The following is a 25,356-nucleotide window of genomic DNA, read 5'->3' as shown; positions in this document are numbered from 1 at the left end:
CGGCTAACGGCGCGGCGTGACCGTGGCCAGCAACTCCGGCTGACGCCGGTCCAGCACGTCGCCGGCCAGGTACGCGCCCAGCAGCGCCGCCCCCAACCCGTACGCCGCCCCCACCGGCAGTGCCAGCCAGAGCCAGGCGTCGCCGAGCAGTGCCGCAGCGGCCACCATCGGCACCGCCGCGACCACCGAGGCGAGCATGGCCACCAGGGTGAGCAGCCCCTTTGCCACGCCGGCACCGCTGTTCATCGCGAACGGGTTGCTCGTCTCCGGCAGCGAGTACGCCCCGAGCACCGAGATCAGGCTGTTCACCGCCAGCCCGGCACCGTAGGTGGCGACCAGGCCGCCGATGGTGAGCCCGATCCACTCCGGTCGGCGGAGCAGTGCCGACAGCACCACCGCGACGAACCCCAGCATCGGCAGCACGTACAGCGAGAAGGCCACCATGCGGGCGCGCAGCTCCACCCGGCCGGGCACGCCGGCCACCACGTTCGCCGCGTACGCGCTGCCGTCGAAGCCGAACTGGTTGGCCAGGGTGACCGAGGCGAGTACGCCCACGAGGAGCATGGAGATGGTGACCACGACCGGTGAACTGTCGGCGGCAGCCGAGGTCAACCCCGCGTCGCTCTCGCCCGCGAAGTCCCCGCCCGTCACGTTGATCAACACGGGTACGAAGATGCCGACCACCGCGATCGTGATCAGGTTGGCCCGGCGGCGGGCGTCCCGCCACCAGTAGCGGGCCTCCCTGGCGACCAGCGCACCGAACCGGTCGCGCCGCGCCCAGCCGGCGAACGTGGGGAACAGTTGCTCGACCGCGCCGCCGGTGACAGCGCGACGCGCCGGCGCCTTGCCGGCGCTCACCGCACCCACCATCGCCGACTCCAGCGACCGGGACCACCAGAGCAGCAGGGCAGCGATCGCCACCCCCGTGATCAGCAACTTGACCGGTGCGGCCCAGACCCGACCCTGGGCCACGTCGATGCCTGCGGTCCACGGCGCCCCGAGCGGCGTCCAGCCGATGACCGTCGCCACCCCGTTCAGCCGGTCCCAGTCCGCCTCGCGCAGCGCCGCGAGACCGAACACCTGCAACGGCCCGAGCAGCGCGGCGGTCACCGCCAGCAGCACGGCCGCCAGGTCGCGGACCCGACGGGACCGCAACATGCTGGCGAATGCGCTGGTCACCGCCCGACTGGCGGCCACGCAGAGCAGTAGCCCGGCGAGTGCGCCGACGACGGCGACCAACCCGGCCGACCAACCGCCCAGGGACAGGGCGGTGAGCACCAGCCCGAACGACGCGATAAGCACCGCCAGCACCGGCACGCTGATCAGGGCCGCGACGAACAGGCCGGTCACCAACGTCCGGCGGGGCAGTGGCAGCAGCGCGAACCGGGCCGGGTCCAGGGTTTCGTCCACCCCGAAGAAGACAAGCGGTAGGAGGAGCCAACCGAGCACCAGCAGCCCGCCGCCCGCCGCCGCGATGAGCACCGCGTACGTGCCGTCACCGGCCAGGCCGGGCGCGGCGAAGAGGAAGAAGCCGCTGACGGCGAACCAGAGCCCGACCACCGCACCACCGATGAACAGGGCGATCCGCCAGCCCTGGCCCCGGAAACTGTTGCCCATCACCCGCAGCTTGAGCCGCGCGAAGTGCCGGGCCGAGACCTGCCGCACCGGCGCGGACGGCTCGGCGGTGGCGCTCACTGGGAGAGCCACGACAGCTCCTCACCGGTCGCGGTGCGGCCGCCGACCACCTCGACGAAGACCTGCTCCAACGAGCGGTCCCCGCGCACCTCGGACAGTGTGCCGACCCGCTTGATGGTGCCGCCGGCCAGGATGGCCACGTGCGAGCAGAGCCGCTCGACGACCTCCATCACGTGACTGGAGAAGATCACCGTGCCGCCACCGCTCGCGTAACGGGTGAGGATGTCCCGGATCAGCGCGGCGGAGACCGGGTCGACCGCCTCGAACGGCTCGTCCAGCACCAACACCCGAGGGCCGTGCAGCAGCGCGCAGGCCAGGCCGATCTTCTTCTTCATGCCCGCCGAGTAGTCCACCACGAGGGTGCGGCCGGCATCGCCGAGCGCCAACACGTCAAGCAACTCCGCGGCCCGCTGGTCGACCACCGCCGGGTCCATCCCCCGCAACAACCCGTTGTACGCCAGCAGCTCCGCCCCGGTCAGCCGGTCGAACAGGCGAACCCCGTCGGGCATCACGCCGAGCAGCCGCTTGGCGGTCACCGGGTCCTGCCAGACGTCGTGTCCGAGCACCCAGGCCGAGCCGGCGTCCGGTCGTAACAGCCCGACCGCCATCGACAGGGTGGTGGTCTTGCCGGCGCCGTTCGGGCCGAGCAGGCCGTAGAAGGAGCCGGCGGGGACGTCCAGGTCGACGCCGGCCACCGCGATCGTGCCGTCGAAGCGTTTGGCCAGGCCACGCAGTGCGAGCGCGGGGTGCGCAACAGTCATGCGCTGACGTTATCCGTCGATCGCCAGTCTCGCCGTCCAGCGGCAGGCGGATAAGCGACCATCCTGCAGGTGGATGTCACCGTAAATCGCCAACTTCTGAAGTAGTGTTGATGTCGTGTCCATGCCATCGGAGTCCGTACCGTTCTCGGAGTTGCTACGCCAGCCGGTCGAGACGGCGGAGCGGCTCTCTCGTGCTCGCGCCGTGCGGCTGCGCCGCCGCGATGCGCCTGATCTGGTGCTGATGTCTGCCGACCGGGCGGCGGCCGAGGGCGAGGTGGTGGACCTGACGGCCCGGCTGCTGGCCAGTGTCGTACACCGGGACCCGACCCTGGTGCGTGAGGCGCTGCCGACCGTGCTGCCGTGGGTGCGGTTTCTGCCGCCGGAAGACGTCGAGCAGATGGCCAGCGAGTTCGTCGCTACGGCGGAGGCGGCTGCCGCGGTGGGCAACACCGCGGCGGTGTCGCAGCTGCTCACCGAGTGGCGGCACACCGCCGAGATCCACGCCGATCCCGACCTGCACCGGATCCTGGCCGCGCCGAGCTCTGACGACTTCGGGCCGGTAGCGCGCCCGACCGGCGAGTGAGCGCCAAGCGTGGCGACCGGGCTGCGCCGCCACCCCGTCCTGGCGGCTACCTCCTGCGATTCGCCACGAACGATGCGGCCAAGGGTTGGGAGGACCTGTGCCGCCAGGCCGCAGCCAACACTCGGGCTGCGTTCGACGCCATCGAATCCGACCCCTGCCCCTCCCCACCGACGAGCCGGCAGCACCCCCTCAAGGGCACTCTCGCCACCGCCGCCCACAACGGCAAGACGCTGCCGCAGTGGCAGTACGAAGTCACCGCAGGCGGTCGCATCTGGTACCTCCCCGACCACGACACCCGCACCTGCTGGGTGAAGCACGCCGGCACGGGCCACCCGAGGGCGACCGACTGACCAGGATTGGCTCAGCCGCAGGCACCTAGAGGCGGACGGTTTCGGGGGTGTGCAGGCGGAGCATGGTGGCCGCGACGTCGGCCGGTGCCCGCCGCCGGGTGGCCATCGACACCACGACCATCACGGTGAAGGCCAGCGGCACCGTCCAGGCGGCCGGCTGGGTGGTGAGCGTGCCCGGCCAGCCGGACAGCGGCGGCCCGAGCACGGTGACCAGCACCGCCCCGATCGCCGCACCACCGCCCGCCACCACGCCGGCGGCGGCGCCCACGTCGGTGAGCCCACGCCACCAGATGCCGAGCACCAGCAGCGGGCAGAAGCTCGACGCGGCGACCGCGAAGGCCAGCCCGACCACCTGTGACACGTCCAGTCCGGACACGTGCAGCGCCAGCAGCGTCGGCACCGCTCCGGCGATCACCGTCGCCAACCGGAAGCCGCGCACCGAACCCCGGCCGAGCACGTCCGTCGAGATCACCCCGGCGACGCTCGTCAGCAGCCCGGACGAGGTGGAGAGGAAGGCCGCGAACGCGCCCGCCGAGACCAGCGCGGCGAGCATTCGCCCGGTTGCCCCGTCGCCGAGGGCCGCACCGGGCAGCAACACCACCACCGCGTCGGTCTGGCCGCTGACCAGCAACTGCGGCGTGTAGATCCGGCCGAGCACCCCGTACAGGGTGGGCAGCAGGTAGAAGACGCCGACCAGGGCCAGCACGACAAGCGTGGTCCGGCGGGCCGCCGCGCCGTCCGGGTTGGTGTAGAAGCGGACCAGTACGTGCGGCAGGCCCATGGTGCCCAGGAACGTGGCCAGGATCAGCGAGTACGTGGCGAACAGTCCCCGGTCGTCGTTGCCCGCGGCGCTGGGCAGCAGCCAGTCGCTGGCGGCGGTGGCCACCCCGGACACGTCCGGCACCGGGTCGCCGGCCGCGAAGGTCAGCTCGTCGCCGGGGCGTACCTCGCGGATGTCACCGTCGGGCAGGGTGAGGGTCGCGCGGTGCTCGACCACGACGGTGGTCGCGGTCCGGAACGTCGGCCCGTCCGGCGGCGTCACCGCCGGACGGCCGTCGGCCTGCCACTGCAACGCCAGGAAGATCACCGGTACGGCGAGCGCGGTCAACTTGAGCCAGTACTGGAACGCCTGCACGAAGGTGATGGCCCGCATCCCGCCCAGCGCCACGTTGGCGGTGACCACAGCGGCCACCAGCAGGGCACCGACCGGGTACGGGGAGCCGGCGACGGTGGCCAGGGTCAGCCCCGCGCCCTGGAGTTGCGGCACCAGGTACAGCCAACCAATGAAGATCACGAACGCGGTGGCCAGGATGCGCAGCCGACGGGACCCCAGCCGCAGCTCGCAGAAGTCGGGCAGGGTGAACGCGCCGGAGCGGCGCAGCGGCGCCGCCACGAAGAGCAGCAGGGCCAGGTAGCCGGCGGCGAAACCGACCGGATACCAGAGCACGTCCACGCCGTACTTGAGGACCAGACCCGCGATGCCGAGGAAGCTCGCCGCCGACAGGTACTCCCCGCCGATGGCGGCGGCGTTCCACGTCGGGCTGATCGCCCGGGACGCCACCAGGAAGTCCGACGTGGTCCGGGCCAACCGCAGCCCGTAGAAGCCGATCCCGACGGTGACCAGGGTGACCGCGACGATGGCCGGGACCACGAAGTCGTTGCCCACTCAGCGCTCCGGCCGCTGCACCAGATCGGTGAAGTCCTGCTCGTTGCGCTCGGCCAACCGCACGTACGCCCAGCCCACCCCGATCAGGAACGGGAACGAGGCCACCCCGAGCAGCAGCCACGGCAGGTTGACGTCGGCCACGGTGGTCCGGCCCAGCGAGGGCGCGATGGCGAACAGCAGGGGCAGCCCACCCAACCCGATGGCCACCACCAGCGAGAGCCGCAGCGCCAGCGCCAGTTGCGCCCGGACCAGCCCGCGGACCAGCGCCTCGCCGACCTGGGTCTGCTGGGCCAGTTCGGCGCGGGTCCGCTCGGCACGGGTGTCCTGCCGGCTGATCTCGGCCAGCACGATCCGGGCCCGCCGGGGCGGCGGTACCGCACTGCCCGACCCCACGTCAGGGAGTTGCTTGGCCACCCCGGCAGTCTTGCCCGCCGCGCGCGATTGTCAAGCGGTGGCGCTCACCAGCCTCGCGCGACGAGGCAGTCCGTCACCCCGGTGGTCGTCGGGATCGTGGCAAGGTCCCGGCGCGCCCTCTCCCGGCCGAGGTTCGTCGCCCAGAGCCCGTCCCGAGGCAGCTCGGCGGCGATCTGCCCCAGCGCACACGCGCGCATCGGCTCGGGCAACCGGGTAAGGGCCGGTACGGCGTCCGCCGACAGCCCGGACAGGTAGCTGACGTCCAACCGGCCGGTCTCCAGGTACCTGTCGACGTTCCGTTCGGCGATCAACCGGTCCGGGTTGACCATGGCCAACCCGAGCAGCGCCAGCACCGCCGTGCCGACCACCAACCGGGGCAGCCAGGCCGCCCGCAGCCGCACCACCGCCACCCCGACCAGGACGAAGAGCACCCCGAGCCAGAGTTCGACTGTCGTCACGAAGAGCCGCAGGCGGGTGGCGCCGTACGCGTCGGTGTAGACCTGCATCCGGTAGAGCGCCGAGGCGACCACCACCAGGCTGAGTGCGGCGAGCGTGCCGAGCAGTACGCGGACCAGCAGTCGATCGGCCCGGGTGGCCTTCGGTGCCCGGCGGGCGGCGATCGCGATGACCAGCAGGGTGAGTGCGGTGACGGTGAGCAACTGCCAGAAGCCGCCCCGGGCGTACTGGGCGTAGGTGAGCCCAGCCGTCCGCAGCACGTGCCCCGCGCCGCCGAAGAACACCGTGAGCTGGACCAGCACGAACGCGGCGAACAGCGTGTCGAGCAACACCAACGGCAGGGTCCACTCCAGCCGGTGGGCCGGTCGGGCCGGCCCCGGCCGCAGACCTTCCAGGTCGGGTGGGCGACTGACCAGGTACGCGGCACCGAGCAGGCCACCGCCGATCAGCGCCAGACGCAGCAGCCAGCCGACGACACCGTCCAGCGAGATGTCGGGCAGGAGACCCGTGACCAGGTCGGCGAAGACCGCGTCGGCGGAGGAGAAGAGCAGGCCGAACAGCAGCAACAGACCGGCGGAGATCGCCACGCTCTTCAGGACGCGCCCGAGCCCGATCCCCGCCCCGGCCGGGCGGGTGTCGTGCAGTCCGCGTACCGCCCAGGGGAGGGCACGTACGGTCGCGGCCGGCGGCAGCGTCGCGGCGACCAGCATCCCGAGCGGGCTTCGCCCGCCGGTCACCGCGAACGTCCCGGTTGCCGCGGCCGCGACCAGGCAGAGCGCGAAGAGCCAGCCGGCCGCGCGGACCGTGCCGACGGCGACCAACGCGATCGTCGCGACGGCCCAGGCGATCTGTGCCGCCCGCCCCGGTGCCCCCGTGGCACCGGGACGGGTGGCCGTCCCCGCAGTCGGCCGTGCCGGCGTGGTCGCGGTCGCGGCCGGCGTGGTGCTCGGCGGCGTGCTCCTGGTCGGCGTGGTCGCGGTGGCCGTTGGCGTGGTGCTCGGCGGCGTGCGTCCGGCCGGCGTGGTGGCGGTCGCCGGCATGGTGGTCGGCGGTGGCGTGCTCCCAGTTGGCCGTGCCGGCCCGGTGGTGGTCGGTGCCGGCGTGGCGGCGGTAGGCGTCGTCGGTCCGGCCGCTGCGGCGCTGGGCGCGGCCGGCGCGGTGCCGCCCACCGCCGGGGGCGACGGCCTGGGGCGCACGACCGCGGCGGTGACCAGGGCGGCGGTGCCGGCCAGCGTGGCCACCAGCCAGCCGAGGCCGGGACGAACCATCGTGAGCGTGGCCGCGCCGACGACCGCCGCCGCCGTCAACGCCGCCAGGACCAGCGGACGGACGGAGCCGGACGGCCCCGGCCAGCGCCGCACGATCGCCGACGGTGGCCTGGGTACGGGCGGCGCACCCGGCCACGGTTGGGGCTGACCGGCGGCCGGTGCGGCGGCCGGACCCGGTCGGACCGGTGGCGGGAGGACCTGCGGTCCGGTGGCCGGAACCGGGGTGGTGCCAGGGCTGGTCATGCGACCTCTTTCCGATGTGGCCCGTCGCTCGGGATGGTGACCTGGATGCGGCAGCCGGGCCGATCGACCCGGTGCGGTTTGACGGGGTCGAGGACGGCGATCCGACCACCGTGCAGTTCGACGACCCAGCGGGCGATGGCCAGGCCGAGCCCGGTCCCGCCGCCGGCGGACCGATCGCCGCGGGTGAACCGTTCGAAGACCCGGGACCGTTCGCCGGGTGAGATGCCCTGGCCTTCGTCGCTGACCTCGAAGCGGAGCTGGTCGGCGTGTTCCTCGGCGCTCAGCCGCACCGTGCCCCCGGGTGGGCTGTGCCGGGCCGCGTTGTCGAGCAGGTTCGCGAAGACCTGGTGCAGCCGCCACGGGTCGGCGTGGACGGTCAGCGGCGCCGGCAGCTCGCGGAGCTGGAAGCGCACGTCGAGCGCCGCTCCGGACGCGCTGGCGGTGGCGTGCTCGACCGCCTCGTCGAGGAAATCTCCCACGTCGATGCGGACCCGGCGCAGCGGCACGACACCGGCGTCGAGGCGGGAAAGGTCGAGCAGGTCGGCGACGAGGTGCCCGAGCCGTTCGGTCTGGGACAGCGCCGAGCGCAGCGCCGCCGGTTCGGGGTCGGCCACCCCGTCCACCATGTTCTCCAGCACGCCCTGCAACGCCGTGATCGGCGTCCGCAGCTCGTGCGAGACGTTGGCGATCAACTCACGTCGGCGCTGGTCCGCGGCGTGCAGATCCTCGGCCATCTTGTTGAACGCCTGAGCCAGCTCGCCGACCTCGTCGCGGGAGGTGGCGCGTACCCGCCGGGTGTAGTCGCCACGGGCCATCGCGCCGGCGGCCGCAGTCATCTCGCGCAGCGGCGAGGTCATCCCGTGGGCGAGCACCTGCGAGGTGACAAGGGCGATGCAGATGCTGGTGACCGCCGTGCCGGGCGGGAGCCAACCGATGCCGTACCAGAAGTAACCGATGGCCACCGCCCAGGCGGCGACCAGCAGCACGCCGAGCTTCATCTTGATCGAGCGGACCGGGTCCAGTGGACGCGGTAACACCCGTTCCAGCCAGTCCAGCAGCCGACCGGTCACGCGGGCACCTCCAGGGCGTACCCGACGCCGTGCACGGTCCGGATCAGGTCGGCGCCGAGCTTGCGGCGCAGCGCCTTGATGTGGCTGTCCACCGTGCGGGTGCCACTCCCGTCGGCCCATCCCCACACGTCGGCGAGCAGCCGTTCCCGGGGGAGCACCGTGCGTGGTCGCCCGGCGAGGTGGAGGAGGAGGTCGAACTCCGTGGGGGTGAGGTGCACGTCGGCGCCGTTCCGGCGGACCCGCCGCTCGGCCTCGTTGATCTCGATGTCGCCGAGGTGGATCGCGGGCGGCGTCGGTGCCGCGGCCCGCTCCACCCGCCGCAGCAGGACGTGCACCCGGGCGGCCAGCTCACGCATCGAGAAGGGCTTGGTGAGGTAGTCGTCCGCCCCGACCGCGAGCCCGACCAGCAGGTCGGTCTCGTCGTCCCGGGCCGTGAGCATCAGCACCGGCACCGGCCGGTCGGCCTGGATCCGGCGGCACACCTCCAGGCCGTCGAAGCCGGGCAGCATCACGTCGAGGACGACGAGATCCGGTTGGCCGGTGCGGAACCGCTCGACGGCGCTGGGTCCGTCCCCCGCGACCTGCACCGCGAAACCCTCGGCCCGCAGACGGGCGGCGATGGAGTCGGCGATGGTTCGTTCGTCCTCGACGACCAGTATCCGGCGTTCCCTCATGGGTGACGACTGTAGGGAGCCGCCGTGGAGATCAGTGGGGTGCGTTGTGAACAACCTGTGGAGAACCGTTCACGCCTGTGGATAACTCCGCCCTCGGGCCGGCTGGCGTGGGTGAACTCCCGAGGCTCGTTGTGGACAACCGGATGAGCTGTCAGGGTGGTCCGGTAGAGAGGAGGTGTGACGGTGACGAACCCTGCCCGGCCCGGCTGGGGCGACGCCTGGACGGTGGACGACCTCCAGAGCCTCCCCGAGGACGACCAGGTCTATGAGATCTTCGACGGGAGTCTGCTCGTGTCCCCCCATGCGGACGTCTTCCACGGCGCCGTCGCCAACCGCCTCCGCCGGATCCTCGACCGGCAGGCCCCGGCCGGTGTGCTCGTCGGTCAGGACATCGGTGTCAGTGCCAAGCGCTCGTCGTACTTCGTGCCGGATCTCTTCGTCGCCGGTGAGAGCGCACTGGACAGCGGCGGTGCCGCGCTCGACCCGGCCGACGTGCTCCTCGTCGTCGAGGTGATCTCACCGAGCAACGCGGGCCGAGACCTGGTGCTCAAACGTCACGAGTACGCGGCCGTCGGCATTCCCCTCTACTGGCTGGTCGAGCCCCGTAAGCAGACTCTGACCGTGCTGGCGAACGGCGCGGGTGGTTACCGCGAGCAGGCCGTTCTCCCGGTCGACGAGGTCTACCGCACCGAGCAGCCGTTCCCCCTCGCCCTGCCGCTGGCCGACATCTTCTGACCGACGCGAAACGGGGCCGGTGGCGTGGTGCCACCGGCCCCGCTTCGTCGAACCGTCAGCTGGTCGGGACGACCAGATCCACGGACATGCTGCCGCTGGCCGGGACGGTGAACCGTGCCAGCTTGCGGGTGCCGTCCGGCTGGGTCGCCAGGTAGCGACCCTCGAACTGCTTCTCACCGAGCGTCACGTTGTAGGTGAAGAAGACCCGCTGGGGCCCCTTGACGCGAATGGTGAACTGACCGTCGGTCATCCAGGTGTTGCCCGCGATGTCACCGGTGTCGACGTTGCGGGCGATGACGAACCCACTGGTGAAGGGGGTGCCGTCGGGCGTACGGAAGGTGCCGGTCAGTTGGACGCCCTGGTCGAGTTGGACGTTGTGGGTGGCGGCCGCCCCGGCGGTCACCGGCACCGGAGTGGCGGTGAACCGGCTCGGCTTGTCGCCGGACCACACGCTCGCGTACGGGTTGGCGCCGACCACCACCGGCCAGGCGTACGGGCCGAGCCGTTCGAGGGTGTAGACGCCGTGCTCGTCGGTGATGGCGTCCTGCGCGCCGACCCCGGGGTGGGCGGTCAGCACCGACACGTTGGCATCCCGCACCGGCTTGCCGGCCGAATCGGTGACCGTGCCGGTGACCGTGCCGGCCCGGTCCAGCCTGATCTGCGGCCCGGTGGCGATCTGGCCGACGGTCGCGGTGACGACGGCTGCCTCCCGCTCGTCGCCGCTGCCGCCGTTGACGCCGACCCACTGGCGGCCGTAGTTGCTGTCCCGCGGCACCGCGAAGAGCTTGTAGCTGCCGGCGGCGAACGGTCCCACCGTGATCTTGCCGGTCTGGTCGCTGCAGTAGCCGTAACTGTCCCCGAGCTTCGCCTGCTTCGGTAGGAAGGTGTCCAGGCAGACGTCCGGCACGGGCCGGCCGGTCTGCCGGTCGAGGACGGTGGTGCTGATGAGCGCGCCGGGGCGCATCTTCACGGTCAGCTTGGTGTCGCGGTTGGCCTTCACCCGTACCCCGGTCACCTCGCGGTTGAAGTGGAGCCGGTCTGCCACGTCCAGGTAGAGGGTGTGGCTGCCCTGCGGCAGGCCGGTGACGGTCACCGTGCCGGTGCCGTTGCTGCAGACCGACTGGGCGCAGAAGTCGGCGATGGGCGCTCCGCTGACCGAGTCGACCGCGCTCACGGTGACCGAACCGGTGCCGAGCAGGCTGTCCGTGATCCTCGTCTGCTGCCCGCCGCGTACCTCGACGCGGTCGGCGTCCTCGGAGGTCAACTTGCCGCGGTAGTACTGCTGGCGATCACCGGCGTACAGGCTGACGATGTAGGAGGCCGGCAGTAGTTGTACGGAGAACTCACCGTTCGCGTCGGTCTGCGTGTACGCCCCGCTGGATCCGGTGCCGGTGTCGATGGAGACCTGCGCGTCGGCGAGCGGGGCACCGGCGGCGGTGGTGAACCGGCCGCTGAGGGTGCCCGCCGGCAGCGCGGTCTCGTTGACCACTGTCGCCTCGTCGGCCTTCACCTCGAAGATGGTGGCGCTCTCCCGATCGAGCTTCCCGGGCACGTACTGCACCTGGTCGACGCCCGCGATCGGCTGGAGGCTCAGGACGTAGCGGCCCGGCTGGGTGGCGAAGGTGTATCGACCCTGGTCGTCGGTCTGGCCCCCGGTCACGGCACCCGTGTCGACCTCGCGGGCGTTGACGGACAGGTTCGGCATCGGGTCGCCCGCGGTGTTGACGATCTGACCGGTGAAGGTGCCGATGGCGAAGAGTTGGTCGTCGGCCCTGGCGGTGCCACCGGCGGTGACGGTCACCGGGTCGGCGTTCCAGATCGTCGCGTGCTGACGGTAGTACTGCCCAGGCTGCTCGAGCGGGAAGTAGCCCACCAGGTACGGGCCCGCGGGCAGCCCGGCGAGGGTGAAGTTGCCGTCGGCGTCGGTGCTGGTGTGGTCGACGTAGGAGTAACTGTCGGGGTCGTAGACCAGCACCTGGACCTCGGCGGCGGCGGTGCCGGTGCTGGTGGTCAGTCGTCCGCTGACCGCGCCGGTGGCCGCGGCCTGAGCCGGGGTGGCCCCGGGCAGTACGAGTGCGGCCACGACGGCGGTGGCCAGTAGGGCGCGGCGGGGTGAGAATAGTTGCATCGGCGTCCCCAGGTAAGGGTGGTGGGGCGCCCGCGCAGGCTTCGCCCACCCCGACCCTGCGCCCCGTACCGGAATCGGTAGCAGAAGAATAGGCCAACGGCGATATCCGCCGGCAGGGCCGGTCGGGCGGATCCGCGCGACCGGTCATCCCTCCTCAGCGGACTGTCACTCCAGGCCGACGCGCTCCGGGCGGGCCGAGGCGGAGCCGAGCCAGGTGTGCGGGTTGCCGTACCAGCACCAACCCAGCTTCGGTGCCCCCTGGCTGATCCAGATCGCCGGCACCCGCTTGTCGCCGCAGCGGGATCCGATCAGCGAGAAGCACCTGTTGCTCGCCAGCGCGGCCGGGTGCAGTGTGACGAAGGCGAGACCCTCGTCGATGGTGAGCGGCAGCCGGCCCTGGGCGGTGATCCCCTCCATGGCGGTGATCGGGGGCAGGTTGCGGAACTCCTCGCCCCGGTCGACGTCGAAGAGCAGGTAGGCCGGCCCGGCCGGCGTCTCCAGTTCCTTGATCGGATCGAAGCGCGGCAGGTCGTCGTCGGCGTAGTTGCGGTCGACGACGCCGGGCTTGCGCTTGCCGGCCAGGGTGGTGCGGCTGACTCGTTCCGGCACCCCGATCAGGTCCCGGGTGATGACCAGCAGGAACGGCACCCGGGCGTCGGTGGGGGCGGACAGGTCGGCGGTGCCGTCGATCGCCCTGGCCCGTAGCGGTGCGACCAGGTCGCGGAAGGCGTTCTCGGACTGCCCCGCCAGATCGGGGTAGCCAAGGTGCACCAGGTGGTCGACCTGGCGGTCGAATTCGGTGGCAGCGTCGAACACGGGCATCTCCGTTCGTCGTAAGCAACGTACCGTACGACGTACGGAGAGGCGCGCTTATTCCCGCCGCAACGAGGAGAGCCGGGGTCAGCGGCCCCAGTCCTGCTTCGCCGCCCGGACCAGCTTGTCCTTCAACTCCCGGGTGTGCCGCCGGCTCACCGGCAGCTCGGTGGCGTCGATCACCACGACATAACCGGAGTTGACCAGCCGCAGCTCCGCGATCAGCTTCAGCTGCACCAGGTACGACCGGTGCACCCGGACGAAGCCGGCATCGGCCCACCGCTCCGCCAACGTGGCCAGCGACACCCGCACCAGGTGCGACCCGTCCGCCGTGTGCAGCCGGGCGTAGTCGCCCTGCGCCTCCACCCACCGCACCGCCGAGCGGGGCAGCATCCGGGTGGTGCCGGCCAACTCGATGGGAATTGTCGGGTCCTCCTCGGTCCGGGCCAGCGCCGCCGGATGCGACGGCACCACCCGCGACCCGATCACCCGCCGCAGCGACTCGGCCAGCCGATCGGCGCGCACCGGTTTGCGCACGTAGTCCGTGGCACCAAGGTCGAAGGCGTCCACCGCGCCGTCGTCGTACGCGGTGACGAACACGATCGCCGGTGGCCGGGCGAAGCGGCGCAGCACCCGGGCCAACTCCATCCCGTCCAGGCCGGGCATCCGGATGTCCAGGAAGACCACGTCCACGTCGCCGTCGCGCAGCAGCCGCAGTGCCTCGGTGGCATCCCCGGCCGTGTGCAGCCGGGCCACCCGGGGATCGGCCCGCAGGTGGTACGCCAACTCGTCGAGCGCGGGCGGCTCGTCGTCCACCGCCAGGACCCGGAGGAAGCCAGTAGTCACGAGCCTGCCCGTACGCCGGGGTGGAACTTCGGGATCCGCATGCTCACCTTCGTGCCCGAGCCCAGCCCGGTCTCCACCACCAGGCCGAACCGGTCCCCGAAGACCGAGCGCAGCCGCTCGTCGACGTTCGAGAGGCCGACGTGCTGACCCGGGTCGTCGCCCGGGTCGCCGGTGCCCCGGGCCAGCTCGGCGATGCCGGCGGTCAGCGTGGACGGGTCCATTCCCACCCCGTCGTCCTCCACCGTGATGTGGCATTCGGCGCCCGCGTCCCGGGCCTCGATGCTCACCATGCCCGTGCCCGGCTTGCGGGACAACCCGTGGCGAACCGCGTTCTCCACCAGCGGCTGGAGGCAGAGGAACGGCAGCGTCACCGGCAGCACCTCCGGGGCGATCTGCAACCGCACCTGCAACCGGTCACCGAATCGAGCCCGCTCGATGGTCAGGTACCGGTCGATCGACCGCAGCTCCTCGGCGAGGGTGGTGAACTCCCCGTGCGCCCGGAACGAGTACCTGGTGAACTCCGCGAACTCCAGGATCAGCTCCCGGGCCCGCTCCGGGTCGGTGCGGACGAACGAACCGATGGCCGTCAGCGCGTTGTAGATGAAGTGCGGGCTGATCTGCGCCCGCAACGCGCGGATCTCGGCGCGGGCCAGCCGCTCCCGCGACGAGTCCAGCTCGGCCAGGGCGAGCTGGTTGCCGGCCCAGTGCGCCGTCTCCAGGGTGGCCTGCACCAACCCGGGGGCGGGCGGGCTGTCGGCGATGGCCACCAACGCGCCGACCACCCGGCCGTCCGCCCCCTGCAACGGCGCGACCACCGCCCCCCGGATCGGGCAGTCGACCCGGTCGCAGTGCAGCTCCTGCTCGCCGAGCACCGCCGACCGCCCGGTGTCCACCGTCCGCCGGGCCGCCGCGAGCAGTTGGTCGCCGTGGTGTGTGCCCCGCCCGTCGAGGGCCAGCAGCCGGTCGACGTCGGTGAGGGCCAGCCCGACCGCGCCCACCAGGGCACGCAGATGGCGTACGGCCTTCGCCGCGCCCGCCGCGCTCAGCCCCGCCCGCAGCGGCTCGGCGGCGAGACCGGCGGTGTGCAGGACCTCGTAGGTGGCTCGTTGGGTGGCGGTGGCGATGCCCCGGCGGGCCCGCAGCCGCAGCACCGCCAGCAGGGCGGCGGTCAACGCGGTGACGAGTGACACGACGCCGACCACGGCGGAGAGGTTGGCGCCCACGCAGTGATCCTTGCCCCTGGGAGCCGGTGCGCCAAGACCCCTAGTACGCGCCCTTGCGGGCGAGCACCACGCCGACCGTGCGCCACAGGATGCTCAGGTCGTACGCCAAGGACCAGTTGTCGACGTAGTAGAGGTCCAGCCGGACCGACTCGTCCCAGGACAGGTCGGAGCGGCCCGAGACCTGCCACAGGCCGGTCATGCCGGGGCGGACCAGCAGCCGCCGGCGTACGTCACCGAGGAAGTCGCCGTCGTCGGCCGGCAACGGGCGTGGCCCGACCAGCGACATCTCCCCCCAGAGCACGTTGATCAGCTGCGGCAGCTCGTCCAGCGAGGAGGCCCGCAGGAAGCGGCCCACGGGGAAGACCCGGGGATCCTGCTTCATCTTGAACAGCATGCCGTCGGTCTCGTTCCGGTCGACCAGGCTGGCCAGCCGGTCCTCGGCATCGACGTACATGGTCCGGAACTTCCACACCCGGAACGTGCGCCCCTCGTGCCCCACCCGCGGCTGGCGGAAGAAGACCGGCCCGGGGTCGGAGATCCGGATCGCCAGGGCGATGCCCAGGAAGAGCGGGGCCAGCACCAGCAGGCCGAGGCCGGCGGCGACCCGGTCCATCAGGTTCTTGGCCAGGAGCGCCGGCCCGGAGAGGGTCGGTTCCTCGACGTGCAGCAGCGGCAGACCCTCGATCGGGCGGATGTGCACCCGGGGGCCGGCGATGTCGGTCAACTGCGGGGCCACCACCAGATCGACGCCGGAGCCCTCCAACTGCCAGGCCAGTCGGCGCAGCTCACCCGGCTCCGCGCTGGCCGACCCGCAGACGGCGATGGTGTCCCCGCCGACCTCACGGACGAGAGCGAGGACGTCACGTCCGGCGTACACCGGGACCGGCGTCGGCATGCCTCGGGCCGCCGCGTACCCGTCGGTGATGTGGATGGCGACGGGCATCAGTCCGGCGGCCGGGCTGCGGGTGACCGCCGCGTAGACCTCCAGGCACTCCGGCAGGGTGCCGACCAGCACCATCCGGTGGGCGGCCTGGCCGGCGCGTCGCCTGATGTAGTGCAGCGCCCAGCGGGCCACGAAACGGCCCCACAAGATCAACAGCAACGCGCCGAGCAGCGCCGTGCCGACCGTCCAGCGGGACAGCGCGGTCTTGGTGGCGAACGCGAGGAACGAGACGCTCGCGGCGACGGTCACCGCAGCGCGGATGACCCGCTTGAACTCGTCCGGGCCGAGCCCCAGATAGCGCCGGTCGTAGGCCCGGTTGCTCCAGAGGATGACCACCCAGCCGAGCGGGAGCAGCAGGTAGGAGACGGTGTGGAACCAGGTCGGGTCCTGCTTGAGGTCGTTGAACCCGGAGGCGGCCTGGTCGAACAGTTGGATCGCGATCCAACTCGCGAACGCCGCCGCGCCGAAGTCGAGCAGCAGCAGGACGGCGATGTAGGGGCGGTGCCAGCGGGAGACCCGGCGACGCGACCTCGTCCACGCCGACCGGGGGACGCCGTTGTGAGACGGCGGCGTCGGCGGCTGGATCTCGAAGCTGTCGACGTGCCGCACGAGTCTGCTCCGGCCTTCGTTGGTTACCGGGCGCTGGAGGCTTGCCGTCACCTCACCCATGTCCTCCCGCATGACACGGGCCGCTCACTCGGAGTGAGGACCCGGGTCGCCCACCGTCCCAGTCTCCCACGCGGGCTCCGACCGGTCGCCGCCCCGAAGGAGATTGGCGAGCGATGGTGCCGGTGCGATCTGGCCGGCTCCGCACCATTTCAGAAGCCGGGGACCGGGCCACTATACCGATGGATGCGCGCGTGGCCAGAACGGCGGACCGGAGCTTCCGCTCACCGTGGGCGATTCCGCTGCGTAGTCGCCGAGTGGAATTACTCACCGTACAAGTTTGGACAACCGTCGGTCAGCGAGCGGTTTGCCGCCGGTCTGACACGTCGCGCAGTACTGGAGGCTGGAGTCGGCGAAGGACACCTCACGCACGGTGTCCCCGCACACCGGGCAGGGCAGCCCGGTGCGGGCGTGCACCTTCAACCCGGAGCGCTTCTCGCCCTTCAGCTCCGCGGCCCGCTGACCGAGGGACCGATCGACCGCGTCGCCGAGGACCTGCCGGGTGGCCGCGTGCAGGGTGGCGATCTGGGCGTCGGTGAGCCGATCGGTGATCGCGAACGGGGACAGCTTCGCGGTGTGCAGGATCTCGTCGGAGTACGCGTTGCCCACCCCGGACAGCACCGACTGGTCGGTCAGCACCCCCTTGACCTGCCCCCGCCGGCTGCGCAGTCGCTCGGCGAAGGTGGGCAGGTCGGCGGCGAGCGCGTCCGGACCCAGCTTGACCACCCCGGGCACCGCCGCCAGGTCGGTGACCAGGTACGCGGCCAGCTTCTTCTGGGTGCCGGCCTCGGTGAGATCGAAACCGGAGCCGTCGTCCAGGCGTACGCGCAGCGCGATCGGACCCTTGCCGGGGCGCAGCGGCGTGGTGGCCGGGAACGCCTCCCGGTAGTGCAGCCAGCCCGCCCGGGCCAGGTGCACCACGAGGTGCAGGTCACCTTCGAAGAGCACGTCGAGGAACTTGCCGTGCCGGCCGGCGTCGACCACCGCCCGGCCGGCGACCTCGGTCGGTGCCGGTTCGTACGTCTTCAGGGCGCTGATCGCGGCGATCTCCAGCCGATCGACGCGCCGGCCCACCGCGCGCTGTCGCAGATAACCCGCGAGCGCCTCAACCTCCGGTAGTTCGGGCACCAGTCAACGGTAGCCTTTCTTCCCGTGAGAATCGTGGTGGCGCACAACCGGTATCGGGAAGCCCAACCCTCCGGCGAGAACACCATCGTCGACTCGGAGATCGCCCAGCTCACCGCCGCCGGCGTCGAGGTGCTGCCCTTCATCCGCAGTTCGGACGAGATCCCGTCGATGTCGAAGGCGGCGAAGGCGCTGCTGCCGATCTCGCCGATCTGGGCGCCGCGTGCCCAGCACGACCTGAGCCGGCTGCTCACCGAGCGCCGACCGGACGTCCTGCACCTGCACAACCCGTACCCCCTGATCTCGCCCTGGGTGGTGCGGACCGCGCACCGCCACGGCGTGCCGGTGGTGCAGACGGTGCACAACTACCGGCAGGTCTGCTCGTCGGGGATCTACTTCCGCGACGGCGTGATCTGTCAGGACTGCAAGGGTCGCGTGTTGGGGGTGCCGGCGATCAAGCACCGCTGCTACCGCGACTCGGCGGCGCAGAGCGCGTTGATGGCGACCACCCTGGCCGTGCACCGGGGCACCTGGCGCTCGGTGGACCGGTACGTCGCGCTCACCTCGGCGATCGCCGATCACCTCCGCGACTACGGCATTCCGGACGAACGCATCGTGGTGAAGCCGAACTCCGTACCCGACCCGGGTCGGCCGGCGCCACTGGGGGACGGGTTCCTCTATATGGCCCGGCTCTCTCCGGAGAAAGGCGTCGACCTGCTGCTGGACGCCTGGCGGCGGCACCCGGTGGGCTCGCTGGGCACGCTCCGCGTGGCGGGCGACGGGGAGCTGCGCCCGCTGGTGGAGGCCGCCGCCGCCGAGCGACCCGACGTGGTCTACCTCGGTCAGCTCGACCGGGCCGGCGTGCAGGCCGCCGTCGAGGCGAGCGCGGTGGTGATCGCCGCCGCGATGTGGCACGACGTGCTGCCCACCGTGATCATCGAGGCGTTGGCGAACGGCCGGCCGGTGCTCGGTACGGCGTTGGGCGGCATTCCGTACCTGGTGGGGGCCGACGCCCCGCACGAGCCCGCCGGCACCGGCCCGGCCGAGGTGGCCTCCGCGGTCGTCGGCGGCGGGTCGCCCATGCCGGTCGGCATCGAGGTGGGCGAGGCCGGCTGGGTCGTCGCACCGGAGCCGGCCGCGCTGGCCGCCGCCCTACCGGTCGCCCGCGCCGGTGCGGCCGGACTGGCCGTGGCCGCCCGCGCCCGCTACGAGCGGATCTTCCACCCCGACGTGGTCACCAAGCAGCTGATCGACATCTACGCGGGCCTTGCCCGCACCCCCAACCACGTCTGAACCCCGGTCCCGCCCGCGCCGTCGACGCGCAGGCGCCCCCTCGCCGTGACCGCCCCTGCCTGGGCATGATCGCGCTCGAACCAGGATGTAGTCCCATCCGGCTGCTCCGAGGCCACTAGATCCTGGATCGAGCGCGATCTTGGCGGTCCGGTGCGGATCGGGGTGGGTCAGCGGAGGGAGGCGCGGGCGGAGAAGGCGATGCTGGCCAGCAGGAAGCCACCGTTGACGATCGTGAACGCGACGAGCACCCAGAGGACCAGCGCGGGGGCCACGGCGAGCACCAGGGCGGCCACGAAGACCACCGCGCCGTAGTCGCGGACCAGCTTCACGAGACGTACCGGCAGTGAGGTCGAGGTGACCATGCTGGCGGCGTTCGGGCCGGCCTGCATCACCGACGTGACCAGGTTGACCATCCAGGTCCCCGCGAACGTCGCCACCAGCCAGGTCGGGGTGGACGGCTCCTGCGCCACGGCGGTGGCGGCCAGCGCGGCGACCAGGGCGATCTGCGCGGCCACGTCGCAGAGCACGTCGATCCGGGCGCCGGCCGCGCTGCCCTGCCCGGTCACCCGGGCGAGCTGCCCGTCGGCGCAGTCCAGGGAGTACGCCACCTGCCAGCCGACCAGCGCGAGCAGGCCGACCACCCAGGCCGGTGTGTCACCGGCGGCGACCGGGCCGGCGAGCGCCACCACGGTGACCGAGGTGGCCAGCCCGAGCACCAGGTTGGTGATGGTGAGCGCCGTGGGGCGCAGCCCGAGCCGCTGGGCGACAAGTGCGAAGACGGCACCCAGCCACTGACTGATCGACTCGCTGAACAGGCCGCCGCCCCGGTTCACCCGGTGGAAGTCGGCGACGGTGGGACGGGGGTCAGCCAAGCTGGTCGCGGATTGCACCGGCGTAGTCTGCCAGCCGCTCCCGGGTCTCGGTAGGCGACAGCGCCAGGTGTTCGAGGATGGTGTAGCGGTCCGGTCGGGTACGCGGCGCGAACTGCACCGCCTCCACGAACTGGTCGTCGCTGAGCCCCACCTCGGCGGGGAGCCGGGGCAGACCGTGCCGGGCCAGACAGGCCGACATCTCCCCGAAGCGGCGCAGGTCCCCGCGCAGCCAGGTGCAGAACAGCGCGCCCAGCCCGGCCAACTCGCCGTGTGAGGCGGTGCCGGGGAAGAGCGCGTCGATGGCGTGCATGATCTCGTGGCAGCCGCCACTGCACGGACGGCTGGTGCCCTCGATGGCCATGGCCAGGCCGCTGGAGATCAACGCCTCGGCCAGCACGGTGACGAAGGCGTCGTCGGCCATGTCGCCCGGGTGGTTGAGCACCGCTTCGGCACCCGCCCGGGACAGCGAGGCGGCGAGCCCGTCGAACGGTTCGACGCGTACCCGGCGGGCCAGTTCCCAGTCGGCCAGCGCGCTGATGTTGCTGATCACGTCGCCGATGCCGGCGCGGTTGTGCCGGTCCGGACCGCTCTCCACGAAGTCCAGGTCGACGATCACCGCGATCGGGATGTGCACGCCGTAGGAGCCCTTGAGCCCGTCGGTGATGAGGCTGGCCACCGGGGAGGCGATCCCGTCGTTGGCGAGGCTCGTCGCCACCGACACCATCGGGAGGCCCCGGCGGGTGGCCGCGTACTTGGCCACGTCGATGGTCTTGCCGCCACCGATCCCGACGACCGCGTCGTACGACCGGGCGCGCAGTTTGCCACCGAGGTCGTCGGCAGCGTCCAGCGTCCCCCCGGAGACGGTGAAGACGTCCGCCGTCCGCAGGGACGGTCGGATCAGCTCCGCGATCTGGGTGCCCTGACCGGGGCCGACCACGACCGCGACGTCACCGCCGGCGGAGATCCGCCCGTCGGCCAGGATCGCGCCCAGGTCGGCCACCGCCCCCCGTCGCACGTCGATGTGCAGTGGGGTGAGGACGCTCCGAGCTAGTAGCGGCACGCGATCTCCCGTGCGCGGGCCAGGTCGGCGTGGTTGTCGACCTCGACCCACGGGACGTCACCGATCGGCGCCGCCCGCACCTCCCCGCCGCGGTCGGAGAACTCCTGGTAGCCGTCCTCGTAGTAGAGGTTCGGGTCCCGCCGCCAGGTCGCCTCCAGCGCGTCGGCGAGCGCGTCGGCGACCTGCGGCTCGATGAGCGTGGCGCCGATGTACTCCCCGTACGCCTCGCCCGGGTCCATCAGCTTGGTGATGCGGGTGAGCTGGCCGGCGGCGTCGAAGGTGGTCTTCATCTCCTCCTCGGCCAGCGGCTTGAGGGTGTCCACCGCGAGCAGGATGCCCGGCCCGCGCTCGGCCAGCAGGGTCTTCTCGATGCTCACCGGGTGCACGGTGTCCCCGTTGACCAGCAGCACCCCGCGCGCGAAGTACTCCCGGGCCAGCCAGAGCGAGTACGCGTTGTTCCACTCCTCGGCCTTGTCGTTGTGCACCAGGGTGAGCGTCACCCCGTACTTCTTCTCCAGGTCGGCCTGCCGCTCGCGGACCGCGTCCGCCGCGTAGCCGACCACGATCACGATGTCGGTGAGCCCGACCTCGGCCAGGTTGCCCAGCGCGATGTCCAGGATCGTCGTCTCGCCGTCCACCGGCACCAACGCCTTGGGCAGGGTGTCGGTGTACGGGCGCAGCCGGCGTCCCGCTCCGGCCGCGAGCACCATTCCGATCATCGCGACATCCTCCCTCGTCCTGCTCCCGGTCACCGCTGGAGGATAGCGCCGGCTGGCCTCGCCGCTCCGGCCAACCGGGTCAGCCGGGCAGCGCGGCCAGGTCGGCGAGTATGGTCAGCCGCTCGTCCGCGCTGAGCACGGAGTACGGGCCGGCGGCCCGTCGGTCGGTTTCCAGCTCGATGGCGAGCCGTTCGGGGCCGGCCGGCAGGGCGGTGATGCTGGATGCGGTGTGCCCGGCGGCGGCCCAGGCGTCGGCGTGCGCGTCGGCGCGGTGGTAGCGCAGCGTGCCGAGCCGGTTGAGCAGCAGCACACCCGGAGGGGTGCCGTCCGGTTCGTAGGGGGGTGCCATCGCGGCGAAGGCCGAGCCGCCCCGGTCGCCGTCGGTGTCGGCCAGCACCAGGGCGTACGACAGCAGCCGGCCGAGCAGCGCGACCAGCCGGGACACCCGCTCGTCGTGCCCGACCCACAGCTCCTCGGTGACCTCCGCGTGCACCTGGTACAGCTCGGTGAGGAAGGCCGCGCCCCGCTCGGTGGCGGAGAGCGAGCCGTCCGGGCGGCGGTGGAGCATCCCGTGCGCGACCTGCTTGTCGACGGTCCGCCGGCAGACGACCGGGTCGTGGTACCGGGTGATCGCCGCGAACCCGGCTCCGTCGACCGTGCCGCCGGGTGCGGCCAGCCGGGTACGCAGGTCGACCAGGAAACCGGTCGCCGTCACTCCGCCGTAGCGCTGGCTCAGCTCGGCGCCTCCGCAGTCGCGGCCGGCCAGCATGCCGGCGCGGAAGACCCGGTCCACGGCCGGGGCGAGCAGCCCGGCGACGCGGTGCGGCGCCAACTCGACGGTGTTCACAGACCGATCGACCGCAGGACGGCGAAGCCCTCCTCCGCGATCCGTCGGATCAGTCCGTCGTTGACGTCGCGGTGCTCGTCCAGCACGGCCACCTCGTGCTCGGCCAGCCAGCGGAACTCGGTGTGCTTGCCGGCCTCCAGCGTCGGGCGGTCCAGGTCACCGTCGACCCGGACCAGGAAGTCGTACTCGGTCCGGGCCAGACCGTCGTCACCGACGTAGCTGTACTCGCCCACCTGGCCCAGGACGTGCGAGAGGACCCAGCCGGTCTCCTCGGTGATCTCCCGGCGCAGCGCCTCGTCGATGTCCTCGCCTGGTTCGAGGTGGCCACCGACGATGTCCCAGCAGTCGGGGAAGAGGCGTCGGTGCGGTGAGCGGCGCTGGAAGAAGATGCGGCCGTCATGGTCGACGATCAGCGCGCCGGCGCAGCGCAGGGGCTCGGTGGACACGGTCCGACAGTAGCGAGCGGCCGCCGGTACGGCGATGTTCGGTCTTGTCCCGGAAACATCCACGGACGACCATGTCCGTACCGGAGGCCACCGTCCCAAAGGAGTGATGTGTGATGCAGGTACGGGATGCCATGTCCAGCCAGGTTCTCGTCGTCGGTCCGGAGCACACGCTTCGCCAGGCGGCCCGGATGATGTCGGCCCGCGGTGTCGGGTCGGCCGTCGTGATCGACCCGGACTCCGAGGGGGTCGGGATCATGACCGAACGAGACGTGTTGAAGGCCATCGGCGCCGGCCTGGACTGCGACGTGGAACGCACCGGTGCCCATCTGACCTGGGACGTGGTCTACGCGGGGCCGGAATGGACGGTGGCCGAGGCGGCCGCGGCCATGGCCCGTGGTGGATTCCGGCACCTGGTGGTGCTGGACGGCCGCGAGGTCGCCGGGGTGATCTCCGTGCGGGACATCATGCGGGTCTGGTCGGAGGGTCAGGTGGCGGTCACGACCTGAGCCGCGCAGGTGTGGCGGGCCGGATCGACGGGTAAGGATCCCCTGCGGGCGCGGAGGTGCCGTGGCCCGCGAGGGAGGGCCCGATGCGTGACGCGGAGCGCCTTGTCGAGCAGCAGTACGCCATGCTCCTGTCGCGGGACGTGGCCCGTCTACCTGACCTCTACGCCCCGGAGGCGTTCTACGCCATGCCGGGTGTGACGGTCCGCCCGATCGAGTTGCCCGCGCTGCTGCGTACCTGGACCGGTGCCTTCCCGGACCTGCGGGTGGACCCGATCGGCGCGGTCCGTACGGGCGGCGGGGCGGCCGTCGAGCTGCGCCTGACCGGCACCCACACCGGCACGCTGCACTCGCCGTACGGCACCGTCGCGCCCACCGGCCGGTTGGTGAGCTGGGAGGTGGCCGACGTGGTCCGGGCTCGTCATGGTCGGATCACCGCCTGGCGTTCCTACTTCGACTGGAGCCAGCTCCTCGACGCGCTCGGCGTGCAGTTTGAGGGACTTTCCCGGGTGGCGCACCACGACGCGCTCGCACTTCCGGTCTGATCTGTCGCCGACCGGTGGAGTCGGGTCACCCGTCCCGGTGGCTCAGGATGCGGACATCGCCGTGCCGTCCGCGCGTCCCCCGTCGCCGCCCGTACGCTCAACATCCATGACCGCCGAGCAGTTGATCTCCTTTGCCCGTGGGGCTCCCTCGCTGGACATCGTCGATGTCGAGGGGCTCAAGGCCGCCGCCGTCCGCGCCTTCGACGCCGACCCCGCGGGGGTCACGGCGTACGGCACCTCCGTCGGTTACCTTCCGCTGCGGAAGTGGATCGCCGACAAGCACGGCGTCCAGGCCGACCAGGTGCTGGTCACCAACGGGTCGCTTCAGGCCGACGCGTTCCTCTTCGACCACCTGGTCCGCCCCGGCGACGCGGTGGTGGTGGAACGCCCGACGTACGACCGGACGCTGCTCAACCTCCAGCGCATGGGCAGTGAGCTGCACGGCATCTCGGTCCAGCCGGATGGGCTCGACACCGCCGAGCTGCGCAAGTTGCTGGAGTCCGGGGTGCGGCCCCGGCTCGCGCACGTCATTCCGAACTACCAGAACCCGGCCGGCATGACGCTCTCGCTGGAGAAGCGTCGGGAGTTGCTCGACCTGGCCGCCGAGTACGAGTTCACGATCTTCGAGGACGACCCGTACGCGGACGTCCGGTTCCGTGGCGAGGCGCTGCCGTCGATGCTCTCGCTGGACACCCGCAACGTGGTGGTGCACGCGTCGAGCTTCACCAAGACGGTCTGCCCGGGTGTGCGGGTCGGATACCTGGTCGGCCCGGCGGACCTGATCGCCGACATCGCCAAGAACGCGACGAGCCTCTACATCTCCCCGGGCATGGTGTCGCAGGCGATCGTGCACCAGTTCTGCGTCTCCGGTGACATCGACCGCTCGATCGAGACGGTCCGGGCGGCGCTGGGCGAGCGGGCCCGGGTGCTCGCCGAGTCGCTGCGCCGGCGCCTGCCGCAGGCGCGGTTCGTGGAGCCCGACGGCGGCTACTTCCTCTGGGTCGAGTTCCCGCAGGACGTGCTCGTCGAGCGGCTCGCCCCGGCGGCGGCCGAGCGTGGGGTCGCCGTGGTCAAGGGCAGTGACTTCGTGCTGGAAGGTGGGCGGCACGCCCTTCGACTGGCCTTCTCGGCGGTGACCGCCGACAAGATCGACGAGGGTGTACGTCGGCTCGCCGAGGCCGTCGAGGCGGTCCGTACCTGAGCCGTCTGTCGGGTTCCCGACAGAACGACGACGCCAACCGCCTCGGGGCTCCCGCCCGGGGCGGTCGGCGGCCCACAATGCTGCGAGCGTCACCCATCAGCTGTTACGGAGGTCACTCGCGGCCTTCGGACCGGCGACGACCTGGGTGCCGCGGCAGCACAACCTCCCGCCCCCACAGGTGCCGGGTGGGCCGTGTCGTCCCCGCACACCC

The 25,356-nt window shown here is 71.9% G+C and carries 26 protein-coding genes; 8 read left to right on the top strand and 18 right to left on the bottom strand.

Translation table 11 applies throughout. The features are described 5' to 3' along the window. Positions 1-3: 3 nt before the first annotated feature. A complete protein-coding gene (locus tag AB0O48_RS12975) occupies positions 4-1,707 on the bottom strand; it encodes an ABC transporter permease (protein ID WP_365065334.1) in 1,704 nt (567 codons plus the stop codon). Further along, the gene (locus AB0O48_RS12970; protein ID WP_357242754.1) at positions 1,692-2,456 is read right to left on the bottom strand and encodes an ABC transporter ATP-binding protein; all 765 of its coding nucleotides are present in this window, start codon (positions 2,454-2,456) and stop codon (positions 1,692-1,694) included. Before AB0O48_RS12970 ends, AB0O48_RS12975 begins: the two co-directional genes overlap by 16 nt. Positions 2,457-2,577: 121 nt before the next feature. Between AB0O48_RS12970 and AB0O48_RS12965 the strand changes: the two genes are divergently transcribed. Both AB0O48_RS12965 and AB0O48_RS12960 read left to right on the top strand, forming a co-directional pair. Beyond that, complete coding sequence (locus AB0O48_RS12965) at positions 2,578-3,039, top strand: hypothetical protein (RefSeq protein ID WP_357244033.1); 462 nt, start codon at positions 2,578-2,580, stop codon at positions 3,037-3,039. After that, a complete protein-coding gene (locus tag AB0O48_RS12960) occupies positions 3,036-3,389 on the top strand; it encodes a hypothetical protein (protein ID WP_357242752.1) in 354 nt (117 codons plus the stop codon). Before AB0O48_RS12965 ends, AB0O48_RS12960 begins: the two co-directional genes overlap by 4 nt. A gap of 25 nt (positions 3,390-3,414) precedes the next feature. Here AB0O48_RS12960 and AB0O48_RS12955 read toward each other — a convergent pair whose 3' ends face one another. From AB0O48_RS12955 to AB0O48_RS12945, 3 genes are read right to left on the bottom strand one after another with little or no spacing between them, the layout of a single operon-like run. Beyond that, the gene (locus tag AB0O48_RS12955; RefSeq protein WP_357571565.1) at positions 3,415-5,055 is read right to left on the bottom strand and encodes a cation acetate symporter; all 1,641 of its coding nucleotides are present in this window, start codon (positions 5,053-5,055) and stop codon (positions 3,415-3,417) included. Beyond that, positions 5,056-5,469: a hypothetical protein gene (locus AB0O48_RS12950; RefSeq protein ID WP_357242746.1), complete on the bottom strand. Its 414-nt coding sequence runs from the start codon at positions 5,467-5,469 to the stop codon at positions 5,056-5,058. A gap of 44 nt (positions 5,470-5,513) precedes the next feature. Beyond that, positions 5,514-6,746 carry a DUF4173 domain-containing protein gene (locus AB0O48_RS12945; RefSeq protein ID WP_357571564.1) on the bottom strand — a complete coding sequence of 411 codons (1,233 nt, stop codon included), beginning with the start codon at positions 6,744-6,746 and terminating at the stop codon, positions 5,514-5,516. A 52-nt stretch (positions 6,747-6,798) separates the two neighbouring features. On the opposite strand from AB0O48_RS12945, the gene AB0O48_RS12940 reads away from it, so the two are divergent. Continuing rightward, positions 6,799-7,341 (top strand): hypothetical protein, encoded by a 543-nt coding sequence (locus AB0O48_RS12940; protein WP_357242740.1) that lies wholly within the window; start codon positions 6,799-6,801, stop codon positions 7,339-7,341. A gap of 91 nt (positions 7,342-7,432) precedes the next feature. Here AB0O48_RS12940 and AB0O48_RS12935 read toward each other — a convergent pair whose 3' ends face one another. Beyond that, positions 7,433-8,434 carry a HAMP domain-containing sensor histidine kinase gene (locus tag AB0O48_RS12935; RefSeq protein WP_357244030.1) on the bottom strand — a complete coding sequence of 334 codons (1,002 nt, stop codon included), beginning with the start codon at positions 8,432-8,434 and terminating at the stop codon, positions 7,433-7,435. 68 nt (positions 8,435-8,502) lie between these two features. Then, positions 8,503-9,180 carry a response regulator transcription factor gene (locus AB0O48_RS12930; RefSeq protein WP_357242736.1) on the bottom strand — a complete coding sequence of 226 codons (678 nt, stop codon included), beginning with the start codon at positions 9,178-9,180 and terminating at the stop codon, positions 8,503-8,505. A 183-nt stretch (positions 9,181-9,363) separates the two neighbouring features. Between AB0O48_RS12930 and AB0O48_RS12925 the strand changes: the two genes are divergently transcribed. Then, the gene (locus AB0O48_RS12925) at positions 9,364-9,915 is read left to right on the top strand and encodes a Uma2 family endonuclease (RefSeq protein WP_357242733.1); all 552 of its coding nucleotides are present in this window, start codon (positions 9,364-9,366) and stop codon (positions 9,913-9,915) included. Positions 9,916-9,970: 55 nt separating this feature from the next. Here the strand turns inward: AB0O48_RS12925 and AB0O48_RS12920 are convergent, their stop codons facing one another. The 6 genes from AB0O48_RS12920 to AB0O48_RS12895 form a co-directional block, all read right to left on the bottom strand. Further along, entirely contained in the window at positions 9,971-12,043 is a 2,073-nt protein-coding gene (locus AB0O48_RS12920) for a carboxypeptidase-like regulatory domain-containing protein (RefSeq protein WP_357242730.1), read from the bottom strand. 165 nt (positions 12,044-12,208) lie between these two features. Next, complete coding sequence (locus tag AB0O48_RS12915) at positions 12,209-12,865, bottom strand: DUF5701 family protein (protein WP_357242728.1); 657 nt, start codon at positions 12,863-12,865, stop codon at positions 12,209-12,211. A 78-nt stretch (positions 12,866-12,943) separates the two neighbouring features. Continuing rightward, positions 12,944-13,702 carry a LytTR family DNA-binding domain-containing protein gene (locus AB0O48_RS12910; RefSeq protein ID WP_357242725.1) on the bottom strand — a complete coding sequence of 253 codons (759 nt, stop codon included), beginning with the start codon at positions 13,700-13,702 and terminating at the stop codon, positions 12,944-12,946. Further along, positions 13,699-14,925, bottom strand: a complete 1,227-nt coding sequence (locus AB0O48_RS12905; protein ID WP_357242722.1) for a histidine kinase — start codon at positions 14,923-14,925, stop codon at positions 13,699-13,701. The genes AB0O48_RS12910 and AB0O48_RS12905 overlap by 4 nt, the downstream gene beginning before the upstream one ends. A gap of 40 nt (positions 14,926-14,965) precedes the next feature. Further along, on the bottom strand, positions 14,966-16,537 hold the full coding sequence (locus AB0O48_RS12900) for a sugar transferase (RefSeq protein WP_357244027.1): 1,572 nt from the start codon (positions 16,535-16,537) through the stop codon (positions 14,966-14,968). A gap of 264 nt (positions 16,538-16,801) precedes the next feature. Continuing rightward, on the bottom strand, positions 16,802-17,662 hold the full coding sequence (locus tag AB0O48_RS12895; RefSeq protein ID WP_365065323.1) for a DNA-formamidopyrimidine glycosylase family protein: 861 nt from the start codon (positions 17,660-17,662) through the stop codon (positions 16,802-16,804). Positions 17,663-17,686: 24 nt separating this feature from the next. Between AB0O48_RS12895 and AB0O48_RS12890 the strand changes: the two genes are divergently transcribed. Further along, positions 17,687-18,952 carry a glycosyltransferase gene (locus AB0O48_RS12890; protein ID WP_365065321.1) on the top strand — a complete coding sequence of 422 codons (1,266 nt, stop codon included), beginning with the start codon at positions 17,687-17,689 and terminating at the stop codon, positions 18,950-18,952. A gap of 167 nt (positions 18,953-19,119) precedes the next feature. Here the strand turns inward: AB0O48_RS12890 and AB0O48_RS12885 are convergent, their stop codons facing one another. The 5 genes from AB0O48_RS12885 to AB0O48_RS12865 all read right to left on the bottom strand — a co-directional run bounded on the left by AB0O48_RS12885 (position 19,120) and on the right by AB0O48_RS12865 (position 22,896). Next, on the bottom strand, positions 19,120-19,842 hold the full coding sequence (locus AB0O48_RS12885) for a CDP-alcohol phosphatidyltransferase family protein (protein ID WP_357242713.1): 723 nt from the start codon (positions 19,840-19,842) through the stop codon (positions 19,120-19,122). Further along, positions 19,817-20,884, bottom strand: a complete 1,068-nt coding sequence (locus AB0O48_RS12880) for an iron-containing alcohol dehydrogenase family protein (RefSeq protein WP_357242710.1) — start codon at positions 20,882-20,884, stop codon at positions 19,817-19,819. The genes AB0O48_RS12885 and AB0O48_RS12880 overlap by 26 nt, the downstream gene beginning before the upstream one ends. After that, complete coding sequence (locus tag AB0O48_RS12875; RefSeq protein ID WP_357242706.1) at positions 20,872-21,603, bottom strand: phosphocholine cytidylyltransferase family protein; 732 nt, start codon at positions 21,601-21,603, stop codon at positions 20,872-20,874. Before AB0O48_RS12875 ends, AB0O48_RS12880 begins: the two co-directional genes overlap by 13 nt. 79 nt (positions 21,604-21,682) lie before the next feature. After that, positions 21,683-22,450, bottom strand: coding sequence for a hypothetical protein (locus AB0O48_RS12870; protein ID WP_365065315.1), 768 nt, complete (start codon positions 22,448-22,450; stop codon positions 21,683-21,685). Next, complete coding sequence (locus AB0O48_RS12865; RefSeq protein ID WP_357242700.1) at positions 22,447-22,896, bottom strand: NUDIX domain-containing protein; 450 nt, start codon at positions 22,894-22,896, stop codon at positions 22,447-22,449. Before AB0O48_RS12865 ends, AB0O48_RS12870 begins: the two co-directional genes overlap by 4 nt. A gap of 113 nt (positions 22,897-23,009) precedes the next feature. On the opposite strand from AB0O48_RS12865, the gene AB0O48_RS12860 reads away from it, so the two are divergent. The 3 genes from AB0O48_RS12860 to AB0O48_RS12850 all read left to right on the top strand — a co-directional run bounded on the left by AB0O48_RS12860 (position 23,010) and on the right by AB0O48_RS12850 (position 25,145). Next, complete coding sequence (locus tag AB0O48_RS12860; protein WP_357242697.1) at positions 23,010-23,402, top strand: CBS domain-containing protein; 393 nt, start codon at positions 23,010-23,012, stop codon at positions 23,400-23,402. Between the two features lie 83 nt (positions 23,403-23,485). After that, a complete protein-coding gene (locus tag AB0O48_RS12855; protein WP_357242694.1) occupies positions 23,486-23,944 on the top strand; it encodes an ester cyclase in 459 nt (152 codons plus the stop codon). Between the two features lie 106 nt (positions 23,945-24,050). Continuing rightward, on the top strand, positions 24,051-25,145 hold the full coding sequence (locus AB0O48_RS12850; protein ID WP_365065309.1) for a PLP-dependent aminotransferase family protein: 1,095 nt from the start codon (positions 24,051-24,053) through the stop codon (positions 25,143-25,145). Positions 25,146-25,356: the final 211 nt, after the last annotated feature.

Origin of the sequence: Micromonospora sp. NPDC085948, from assembly GCF_040686315.1 — a bacterium.
In the GTDB taxonomy this organism is placed as follows: Bacteria; Actinomycetota; Actinomycetes; order Mycobacteriales; family Micromonosporaceae; genus Micromonospora.
Note: the sequence above shows the minus strand (reverse complement) of the source record. Positions and strands in the feature narration are given on the sequence as shown.

Excerpts from the sequence above, each read along its gene's own strand:
- AB0O48_RS12970 (WP_357242754.1), bottom strand. The coding sequence starts at position 2,456 with ATGACTGTTGCGCACCCCGCGCTCGCACTGCGTGGCCTGGCCAAACGC.
- AB0O48_RS12965 (WP_357244033.1), top strand. The coding sequence starts at position 2,578 with ATGCCATCGGAGTCCGTACCGTTCTCGGAGTTGCTACGCCAGCCGGTC.
- AB0O48_RS12935 (WP_357244030.1), bottom strand. The coding sequence starts at position 8,434 with ATGAAGCTCGGCGTGCTGCTGGTCGCCGCCTGGGCGGTGGCCATCGGT.
- AB0O48_RS12930 (WP_357242736.1), bottom strand. The coding sequence starts at position 9,180 with ATGAGGGAACGCCGGATACTGGTCGTCGAGGACGAACGAACCATCGCC.
- AB0O48_RS12920 (WP_357242730.1), bottom strand. The coding sequence starts at position 12,043 with ATGCAACTATTCTCACCCCGCCGCGCCCTACTGGCCACCGCCGTCGTG.
- AB0O48_RS12915 (WP_357242728.1), bottom strand. The coding sequence starts at position 12,865 with ATGCCCGTGTTCGACGCTGCCACCGAATTCGACCGCCAGGTCGACCAC.
- AB0O48_RS12900 (WP_357244027.1), bottom strand. The coding sequence starts at position 16,537 with ATGGGTGAGGTGACGGCAAGCCTCCAGCGCCCGGTAACCAACGAAGGC.
- AB0O48_RS12875 (WP_357242706.1), bottom strand. The coding sequence starts at position 21,603 with ATGATCGGAATGGTGCTCGCGGCCGGAGCGGGACGCCGGCTGCGCCCG.
- AB0O48_RS12860 (WP_357242697.1), top strand. The coding sequence starts at position 23,010 with ATGCAGGTACGGGATGCCATGTCCAGCCAGGTTCTCGTCGTCGGTCCG.
- AB0O48_RS12855 (WP_357242694.1), top strand. The coding sequence starts at position 23,486 with ATGCGTGACGCGGAGCGCCTTGTCGAGCAGCAGTACGCCATGCTCCTG.
- AB0O48_RS12850 (WP_365065309.1), top strand. The coding sequence starts at position 24,051 with ATGACCGCCGAGCAGTTGATCTCCTTTGCCCGTGGGGCTCCCTCGCTG.